The sequence below is a fragment of the Nocardia sp. CC201C genome (assembly GCF_030010695.1).
In the GTDB taxonomy this organism is placed as follows: Bacteria; Actinomycetota; Actinomycetes; order Mycobacteriales; family Mycobacteriaceae; genus Nocardia; species Nocardia otitidiscaviarum.
On record NZ_JASCXP010000310.1, the window covers coordinates 1 to 9,013 of the forward strand.

Here is a 9,013-nt window from a genome sequence, read left to right on the forward strand (position 1 = left end):
GGCCGCGAACCGGTGGGCACACCCTTCTTCAGGCTGGCCGCGTACACGTCCACGTATTCCTGCCCCGACATCCGCATGAGCTCGTACATGATCTCGTCGGTGACGGCGCGCTCCACGAAGCGGTTGCCGCCCATGCCCTCGTAGCGGGAGAAGTCGATGGGCGCACCGAACTTCACGATGACCTTCTTCTTGCGCCAGCGGAACGGACCGGGTGGGCACACCTCGTCGGTGCCGATCAGGGCCACCGGGATCACCGGGACACCGGTCTCCAGGGCGAGGCGTGCCACCCCGGTCTTGCCTTTGTAGAGGCGGCCGTCCGGGGAGCGGGTGCCCTCCGGGTACAGGCCGACCAGGCGGCCCTCCGCCAGCAGCTTGCGCGCGGTGTTGAGGGCCGATTCGGCGGCGTCGGCACCGCTGCGGTCGATGGGGTACTGGCCGGTGCCGGAGAAGAAGAACTTCTGCAAACGGCCCTTGATGCCGGGAGTGGTGAAGTACTCGGCCTTGGCCAGATAGGTGATGCGTCGGGGGCTCATGAGCGGGGTGAACAGCCAGTCGGTGAACGACAGGTGGTTACCGGCCAGAATCGCCGCGCCCTTGGTCGGGATGTGCTCCACTCCCTCGACCTCGGGTCGGTTGACGAGATGCATGAGCGGTCCCACCAACACGAACTTCAGCAGCCAGTAGAACATCGCGTCCTTTCCCCTGATTTTCCTGATCGGGACCGGCCTCATTGCGGGCACCACCGTCAGCTGCCGACTCTACCGCCGGGACCTCGGCGTAACCAACCCCGGCGGCAGTTTTCACACGGTTGGCACACACCGAACCTGCTGGCAGCGGCCCGCGATTCGAAGCCACCGTCGCGGCCTGGGCGAGACGCCGCGGCCCGCAACGCCTTCGGCATACCCCGCCGCGCCGGCGGTATGCGTCCGACGGCAACCGTATGCGTCCGACACAGGCACCGGCCCACGAGCGCACCCTGTCCGAGAAGCCTCGTCCGAGAACAACGAACAACCAGCCGGACACGAACCCACACCACGGACACAACCGGCCGACGGAAACAGCCGGATCCGGCGGACACGCCCACTCCCGCGAGCACAGCCTGGTCCACGAGAACACAGCTCAGTCTCGCGAACGCAGCTTGGTCTCGCGAGCACGGCTCGGTCTCGCGAACACAGCTCGGTCTCGCGAACACAGCTCGGTCTCGCGAACGCAGCGTGGTCTCGCGAGCACGGCTCGGTCTCGCGAACGCAGCGTGGTCTCGCGAGCACGGCTCGGTCTCGCAAACACAGCGTGGTCTCGCAAACACAGCTCGGTCTCGCAAACACAGCTCGGTCTCGCAAACACAGCGTGGTCCGGCGGGCACCGATCCGTCCGGGACGCGGTGGGTCAGCAGGGCGGGTTGCCCGCCGACACCGCGTCCGGGTTCGCCACCAGGGCCGCGCGGGCGAGTTCGGCCGCGCCGATCATGCCCGCCGCCTCCCCGAGCTGCGCGGTGCGGATGCGGGCCAGCCGCCGGTGCTTCGCGCCGGTGATGGACTGGGCGTAGTGGTCGCGGGCATCGTCGAGGAACAGCGGGGCCGAGGTGCTCACGCCGCCCGCGATGACGATGAGGTCCGGGTCGAAGATATCGCTGACGGCGGCCAGTCCGAGGCCGAGCCAGCGCGCGAAGTCCGCCATCACGTCGAGGGCCACCGGATCGCCGTCCTGCGCCGCGCCCGCCACCCGGCGGCCGGTCAGCGAATCGGGATCGCGGTGCACCTCGCGGGCCAGCAGGGTGGAACGCTGCGGATCGGTGGCCAGCAGCTCCAGCGCCGTGTCCACCAGTGCGGTGCCGCTGCAATACCGTTCCCAGCAGCCGCGTTTGCCGCAGGCGCAGGCGCGGCCGTTGGGCACCACCTGGATGTGGCCGAGTTCCGGTGCGACACCGTAGCTTCCGCGATACAGCTGGCCGCCGACCAGCAGCGCGGCTCCTATCCCGGTTCCGATCGCCACCAGCACCACATTGTGGCCGCCCGCGGCCGCGCCGAACCGGTACTCGGCCCACATGGCGGAGTTGGCGTCGTGTTCCAGGATCACGGGCAGGCCGAGCCGTTCGGTGAGCCGGGTGGCGACGGGCGCGTCCTCCCACGGCAGATGGGGGGCGAACCGCACCGTGGCCCGGTCCTCGTCCACGAATCCGGCCACCGCGAGCCCGACCGCGCCGATCCGATGGCGCGCGCACAGTTCCCGGACCGCCCGCGCCAGCCCGTCCTCCAGCGCCCGCGCCGACTGCGGCGTCGGCGCGGTCACGGTATCCAGCACCTCGCCCGCGCCGTCCACCACGGACGCGCGAATATTCGTTCCGCCGACATCTACGCCGACGGTCAGCGGCTGCCCCATGGCGGCCGTCATGTTGTAGGGGGCTTGATGGTCACGGAGATAGGAACATAGCCGGACCGCGCCGTCCCTTCACGTCCGGTGCCCCGTACCCCGCGCCCCGCGCCCGCTCCACCACGGCCTGCCGACGGCACACCGCTCCCCGACACCTGCCCGCGGCCCCCCGACTCCTGCCCGCGGCCCCCCGACTCCTGCCCGCGGCCCCCCGACTCCTGCCCGCGCCCCACGCCTTCGCGCCCGGATTCACCGGCGGATCGCCGTGCGTCCCGGCCGGTCTCACCACGCGGGCCACCGGCCACCGCGGTATCACCACCGCGCCCGCGCACAGCGCCACGACCACCGTCACCGGCCGCACTCCCGCGCACAGCGCCACGACCACCGTCACCGGCCGCACTCCCGCGCACAACGTCCGGCCCGCCGGTATTGCCGCCGGCCTGCCCAGTGATCTGGGGACCGCCGGTCCGCCCCGTCCCGCGATGACCGCCGGCCTGCCCGAAGACCGGGCCTGCCGCGCTTGCCGCCTGCTCCGCGCCGGTAGGCGAATGGCCCGGTCCGGGAGCCGCACTCGGATCGCCCGGCTGCCACTGGACGCGCGGTGCGCCGGGGGCGGCGCTCCGGCCGCCGCCGTTGTCGTTCGGAGGACGTGGTGCCGACCTGTCGTCCCCGGCGGAACCCGATATCCTGCCGGTGCCTGGCATCTCGAATCCGGCGGAAGAGACCGGCGGCGCAGCGTATCCCGTGCGTTGCGCCCCGAGGTCGGCACCGCGCGAGCCGTCGGTGGCGGGTTCCGGACGCGTCGGCTCGGCGAACGGGCGTGCGGGTTCGGTCGACGAGCCCACACCGCCCGGCGATGCGGTCGGACCGCCGCCGCTCGGACCCGCGGCCGCCGTGAACCAGTCTGTGCGACTGGAGGTTGGGATCCGTTGCGCGGTCTCGTCGTAGGAATGCTGCCGATCGGTGGCCGACGGATCGGCGCCCGCGGCACCCCCGAATCCGGGCGCGTTGCCATACCCGCCCGAACCGGCGCTGGCGGTGGGACCGACCGGGTTCCCGCCGGTGCGCTCACCACCCGACGCGGCGTCACCACCCGAGGCAGCACCGCCAGCCGACGCAGCATCACCACCGGACGCAGCACCGCGACCCGACGCAGCATCACCACCGGACGCAGCACCGCGACCCGACACAGCATCACCACCGGACGCGGCGTCGCCGCGCGTCGAACCTCGGCCCGGCGAGCGGAGATTCGCGGCGACCGTGCTCCAGAAGCCGCCGCGCGCTGGACCGGTCGCCGCCCCAGAGTCGGTCGCGCCGTCAGAGCTCGTCGCGGCATCAGCGCCGGCCGCCGCATCACGACCGGCCGCCGCATCGGAGCGGCTCGCGGAATCCGGTTCCGGCGCACCAGGATCCGCGCCGGGAGCGCCGGCCATGCCCTCGGTCCAGGCCCCGGGGGCCGCGCCCGGATGACCCGTGTACTCCGCGCCACCCTCCGGCCCGGCACCGCGCTCACTCCACGAATGTCGATGCGCCCCAGCATATTCGGGCGAATCCGGATCCACCTCGGGCGGAATGATCGGCTCCACCGGCACTCCCGCGAGGGCTTCGCGCAGCACCGTCACCAGGGCGGTGCCGTGGTCGGCGATGGCGGCCACCACATCGTGGTGTTCGCCGCGCAGCAGGGCCGCGGCGGCGCAGACGGGGCACCAGGCGCAACTGGACCATTCGGCGCGGCCGTCGGCGGCGGTCTTACGGAGTACGGGTTCGACGCGCTCCAGGACGGCCTCGGCCAGCAGGCGGAGTTCGGCGGCGAATTCGGCGAGGTTCTCCTCGCTCGCGCCGTGGTGGTCACGGGTGTGCTGGTCGCTCATATCGGCCATACCTGAGGGTCGGGTCGGAATCGGACGATGAGGTGTTCGCCATCGAGTTCGGCATTCTCGACCGTGCACCGCCGCAACACCGGGGCAAGGCGCAGGCGGCGCCGGACCCCGTCCGCTCCCACGATCAAATCGTCCTCCACTCGTCCCAGGCGCAGGGTCGACGGATCGACCACGGGTAGGTGCATGCGCATCGCGTACACCGACCGCACGCCGGCCCCCGATTCCAGCCGCACCGTGGGCTCGCCGGTGACAGCGGGCACACCGTCAACTTCCGATCCCAGCATAGGGACCGGTTCGGATCCGACCCAGCCGCCACTCGCATCGACATCGAAGGACATCGCCGACAGCGCCGAGAGGCCCACCGGTTCGGCACCGGTATGCCCCACCACCACGACCGGCGTCGGGGCCACGCGCCGCCGCAACTCCGCGACCACCTCCAACTGCTCGGCACGGCGGTTGAAATACCACTGCACCGCGGGGTGTGCCGGACCGGCGGGCGAACCCGCATCGGGCAGCTCGCGGGTTTCGACGGGCGGCATGGGCGGCAGCACCTTGTTCACCAGGATCGCGTCCAGCCGCAGGCCGAGCAGCACCGCGGCCGAGCGCACCCGCGTCGATTCCGCGACCGCCACCCGCTCGGCGGCGGTCACCAGGCGCGTCCCGGTGCGGGTGCGATCGGCGAGCAGATCACGCACACCCGACACCGCGGCGGCGATCCGCTCCACCGTGGTGGCCAGCACCGCGCGTCGCAGATCCGCGCCGATGGCGCTCAACGTCCGGGTGTGCGCGGGCCAGACCCGTTCCAGATAGCCGAGGAGCGTGTCGGGTGCGGTGACGATGCGCAACATATCGGCCGACGGCGGGCAATCCACCACGACCACATCCCAGTCCTCGTCCGCCACGAACTGCGCGATCTCCAGCAGCGCCAGCAGTTCCTGCACGCCGGGCAGTCCGGTCAGCTCGGCGGGGTCCAGCGCACCGATGTCGATACCGTGATCGTGTCCCGCGCCGGACAGCATCCGCAGCACCTCACGGAACCGATCCTCCAGCAGCGCAAGGGAATCCACCTCGATCACATCGAGGCCCGGTCGCACCGCCTGCACACCCGGCACCGTGCCGGGATCGTGCGCGATGCGCACCCCCAACGCGTCAGCGAGCGAATGCGCCTGGTCCAGGGAGGCGAGCAGCACGCGCTGCCCGGCCCGCGCGTACGCCATGGCGGTCGCGCAGGCCAGCGTCGTCTTGCCCACCCCGCCCTTGCCGACGAACAGTTCCACCCGGGTGGTTGATGGTTGCGGCTTGGTCCTGCTCGCGGTCAGCCTTCGACCCGTTTCTTGAGTTCCTTCAATGCCGTATCGGTGATGACCTTCTCGGCCTTGCGTTTGAACATGCCGATCATCGGGATGTTCAGGTCCACCGTCAGCTCGTACACCACCTGGGTACCGCCGTCGGGCAGATCTATCAGCTCGTAGCTGCCGTCCTGCGCTTTCTGCAGGTCACCGCGCACCAGCGTCCAGCTCACCGCCTTGCCGTCCGGCCGCCAGCGGTAGGCGAGGGTGTAGGTGTCCTTCACGACGCCCGCGTCCAGCACGAAGCGGGCGGTGCGGGCACGGCCGTCGGAGCCCTTCTCCAGGATGTCGACCGCATGCGCCGCAGCCACCCATTCCGGATAGGACTCCAGGTCGGCGATGACGGCCATCACCCGATCCGACGGGGCGTCGATGACGATCGACCTCTGCGTCCGGTCGGCCATATCGGGCAACGCTTCCTTTCCAGCGACAACGGTGGTGGCGACGGTGCTCAGCGGGGCGCGGGAGCGACGCCGGCCGGTCGTCCGGCCTCCAGTCGCGCCTTGATCTCGAAGGCCATCCGTTTCCCGGCGACCCGGCGCGCCCGATTGCGGGCCATCAGTTCACGCGCCGACAAGCCGTCCGCGCCCGGCGGTTCGGCGTGCAGGAAGTAGTGCAGGATGACGCCGTCGAGCATCTCCTCCAACCACACCTCCATGGTGCCGGTCAGCGGTCCCTTGACGGTCCAGCGAATCCCCTTCTCGCCCCGATCTTCTCGCACGTCGAGTGTGAGGTCGGGCCACCAGTGGCGCCAGCGGGCGCGATCGGCCAGCAGTTCGCCCACCGCCGCCCCGGGCGCGGCGACGAACGTCTGGTCGGCAACCTGGATACTGCTCACCCGGCTGAGCCTAGCGGACCGGGCTCGACGGCCGCCGTTCCGCTCCGGCTGTCGGGGCCCTGCGAACTGTCGGGCTGCCAGAACCGGGCCACGCCGCGAGTTCGGGTACGTCCGAACAGGTCGCGACCCTCGCGGTATCCGGCGGGGGGATGCGAGCCTCGCGGTAACCGACCGGCGGACGCGAGCCTCGCGACATCAGGCCGGGGGGGACGCAGCTCTCGGCTACCTGCCGGGGTTGGCTACCTGCCGGGGTTCTGCCCGCCTTCGTTCGGCTCAGATCCGGGATCAGTCGAGCGTGGGGCCGGGGCGGACGGGGTGCGGTGCGGGATCGAGGAGGCGGCGCAGGCGGGCGCCCATGGCGTCCCAGCGCCACTGGCGTTGCACCCAGGCGCGGCCGGCGGCGCCCATGGCGGCGGCGGCATCGCGGTCGGAGAGGATCTCGACGATGGCATCGGCGACGGCGATCGGGTCGCCGCCCTTGACGACCTTGCCGGTCTCGCCCTCCCGCACCGTTTCCGGCGCACCGCCCGAATCGCCCGCCACCACCGGCACCCCGGACGCGGACGCCTCCAGGAAGACGATGCCCAGCCCTTCCACGTCCAGACCGAAACCGCGGGTGCGGCAGGGCATGGCGAAGACATCGCCGATGGTGTGGTGGGCGGCCAGTTCGGCCGCGGGCACGCGACCGGTGAAGACCACGTCGTCGGCCACGCCCATGGCCTGCGCGAGCCCTCGCAGTTTCTGCTCGTACGGCCCGCTGCCCGCGATGACCAGCACCGCACCGTCGATCCGCTCCTTGATCCAGCGCATGGCCAGGATGAGCACGTCCTGACCCTTGCGCGGGACCAACCGGGACAGGCACAGAATGGTCGGCCGGTCGCCCAGGCCGTAGCGGGCGCGCAGTTCGGCCCGTGCCGCCGGATCGGGTGCGAAGGTCTCCGAATCCACGGCGGGGGGCAGATACTCCAGCGCCGACTGCGCCCCGAAGGCCGCAGCGAACCGACGCCGCGTGTATTTGCTGACGTAGGTGACCACATCGGTGTGATCGCCGATCACCCGCAGCGCCTGCCGTGAACCGGGCAGCATCGACCAGCCCACCTCGTGCCCGTGCGTCGAGGCCACGATGCGTTCGGCTCCCGACCGGCGCAGCAGGGGCGAGAGCAGCGCCAGCGGCGCGGCCGCACCGAACCACACGCTGTCGCACTGCTCGTCGCGCAGCAGTTTGCGGGTGCGCCGCAGCACCAGCGGGGTGGGCAGCATGAGTGTGGTCGGATGCCGCACCACCTGGAACGGCTGCTGCGCGTCGAATTTCCAGTGGCTGTCGCCCCGCCAGCGCGGCGCGTACACCACCAGTTCGTCCGCGGGCAGCTGTAGGGCGAGTGCGTGCAGGTACGACTGGATGCCGCCCGGCCGCGGCGGGAAATCATTGGTAACCAGGAGAGTTCGCCCCATGCCCTCAAACTACTGCACCGGCCTCCGCCGCCCGGTCCGCGGCCGACTTCGTGCACCCGCTGTAGGACGCCACGCCGCGTTCCCGCGCCGACATGCCGTTAATCGTCCCGTGCGCGGCCCCGGCCGCCCTGCCCACAGCACGCGCACCGGCTGCGGTCGTATGCGCATATGCGCGCGCACCGCCGATGACGGGACCGGCCGCGCCGCATAGGCTGCCTGAGCATGAATTCACTTGCCGGACGACTGATGTCGATCGTGGCCGGACAGCTCGGCCATCCCAGCGGCCCCCTCGGAAGAGTCGTGGCTCTCATGCTGAACCGCGGTAACCGGGCCGCGATCGCCGCGGCGGTCGATGCCGCCGAGGTGGCGGCGGGCGAGGTCGCGGCCGATATCGGCTTCGGCGGCGGCGTCGGACTGCCGCTGCTGCTCGAGCGCGCCGGGGCCGACGGGGTGGTGTACGGCGTCGAGATCTCCACCGACATGCTGACACGCGCCACATCCCGCCATACCGCCGAGATCGGAGCCGGTCGGCTGCGCCTGCTCGCGGGCTCCCTGGACGACCTGCCCTTCGACGCCGACAGCCTCGACGCCGCCATCACCGTGAACACCCTCTACTTCGTCGCGGACCTGGACCGCGCCTGCGCCGAACTGGCCCGGGTGCTGCGCCCGAAGGGCCGCCTGGTCATCGGCGTCGGCGACCCGGACGCCATGGCGAAGATGCCCTTCACGCCGTATGGGTTCCGACTGCGCCCCGTGGCGGATATCCAGGCCGCGCTGGGACGAGCGGGATTCGACGTCGAGGACAAGCCACTCCCGGGCGGCCCGGTGCCGTTCCATCTCCTGGTGGCACGGCAGCGGGCGTGAGCACGCGGCTGCCCAGCGCATGCGCTCGCACCGCGGCAGCGGGTAGCACGCGAAACCGAAGACACGGTCGTTGGAGCCCGCCGGGCGGCAGTGAGCCACCGCTGTGCGCGATCTGCCGCCACACGGTGGGGGCATCCGTGCACGCCACCACGGCGCGGCTACACCTCCATCGCCACCCGATCGAGGCATCCGTATCCGCCGGTGCCGCGGCTACGCCCCGCCGCCGTCCGCGCGGAGCGACCGTGCGCGCCACCATCCGC

The 9,013-nt window shown here is 71.5% G+C and carries 8 protein-coding genes; 1 reads left to right on the top strand and 7 read right to left on the bottom strand.

Translation table 11 applies throughout. The features are described 5' to 3' along the window. The 7 genes from QK444_RS26265 to QK444_RS26295 all read right to left on the bottom strand — a co-directional run. Positions 1-689: lysophospholipid acyltransferase family protein (locus tag QK444_RS26265; protein ID WP_282784692.1), on the bottom strand; the 689-nt coding region annotated here is incomplete at its 3' end. A gap of 697 nt (positions 690-1,386) precedes the next feature. Beyond that, on the bottom strand, positions 1,387-2,391 hold the full coding sequence (locus QK444_RS26270) for an ROK family glucokinase (RefSeq protein WP_039812271.1): 1,005 nt from the start codon (positions 2,389-2,391) through the stop codon (positions 1,387-1,389). Beyond that, positions 2,388-4,241, bottom strand: coding sequence for a hypothetical protein (locus tag QK444_RS26275; protein ID WP_282784696.1), 1,854 nt, complete (start codon positions 4,239-4,241; stop codon positions 2,388-2,390). The genes QK444_RS26270 and QK444_RS26275 overlap by 4 nt, the downstream gene beginning before the upstream one ends. Further along, positions 4,238-5,527 (bottom strand): ArsA family ATPase, encoded by a 1,290-nt coding sequence (locus QK444_RS26280; RefSeq protein WP_306356349.1) that lies wholly within the window; start codon positions 5,525-5,527, stop codon positions 4,238-4,240. Before QK444_RS26280 ends, QK444_RS26275 begins: the two co-directional genes overlap by 4 nt. 38 nt (positions 5,528-5,565) lie before the next feature. After that, entirely contained in the window at positions 5,566-6,003 is a 438-nt protein-coding gene (locus QK444_RS26285) for an SRPBCC family protein (protein ID WP_282784698.1), read from the bottom strand. A 47-nt stretch (positions 6,004-6,050) separates the two neighbouring features. Beyond that, positions 6,051-6,437 (bottom strand): hypothetical protein, encoded by a 387-nt coding sequence (locus QK444_RS26290; protein ID WP_029929354.1) that lies wholly within the window; start codon positions 6,435-6,437, stop codon positions 6,051-6,053. A 285-nt stretch (positions 6,438-6,722) separates the two neighbouring features. After that, positions 6,723-7,889 (bottom strand): glycosyltransferase family 4 protein, encoded by a 1,167-nt coding sequence (locus tag QK444_RS26295; protein WP_282784701.1) that lies wholly within the window; start codon positions 7,887-7,889, stop codon positions 6,723-6,725. A gap of 222 nt (positions 7,890-8,111) precedes the next feature. On the opposite strand from QK444_RS26295, the gene QK444_RS26300 reads away from it, so the two are divergent. Further along, complete coding sequence (locus QK444_RS26300) at positions 8,112-8,753, top strand: methyltransferase domain-containing protein (RefSeq protein WP_282784703.1); 642 nt, start codon at positions 8,112-8,114, stop codon at positions 8,751-8,753. Positions 8,754-9,013 lie beyond the last annotated feature (260 nt).

Bases quoted from the DNA above. Each gene is read 5' to 3' on its own strand.
- QK444_RS26270 (WP_039812271.1), bottom strand. From the start codon at position 2,391: ATGACGGCCGCCATGGGGCAGCCGCTGACCGTCGGCGTAGATGTCGGC.
- QK444_RS26275 (WP_282784696.1), bottom strand. From the start codon at position 4,241: ATGAGCGACCAGCACACCCGTGACCACCACGGCGCGAGCGAGGAGAAC.
- QK444_RS26285 (WP_282784698.1), bottom strand. From the start codon at position 6,003: ATGGCCGACCGGACGCAGAGGTCGATCGTCATCGACGCCCCGTCGGAT.
- QK444_RS26295 (WP_282784701.1), bottom strand. From the start codon at position 7,889: ATGGGGCGAACTCTCCTGGTTACCAATGATTTCCCGCCGCGGCCGGGC.
- QK444_RS26300 (WP_282784703.1), top strand. From the start codon at position 8,112: ATGAATTCACTTGCCGGACGACTGATGTCGATCGTGGCCGGACAGCTC.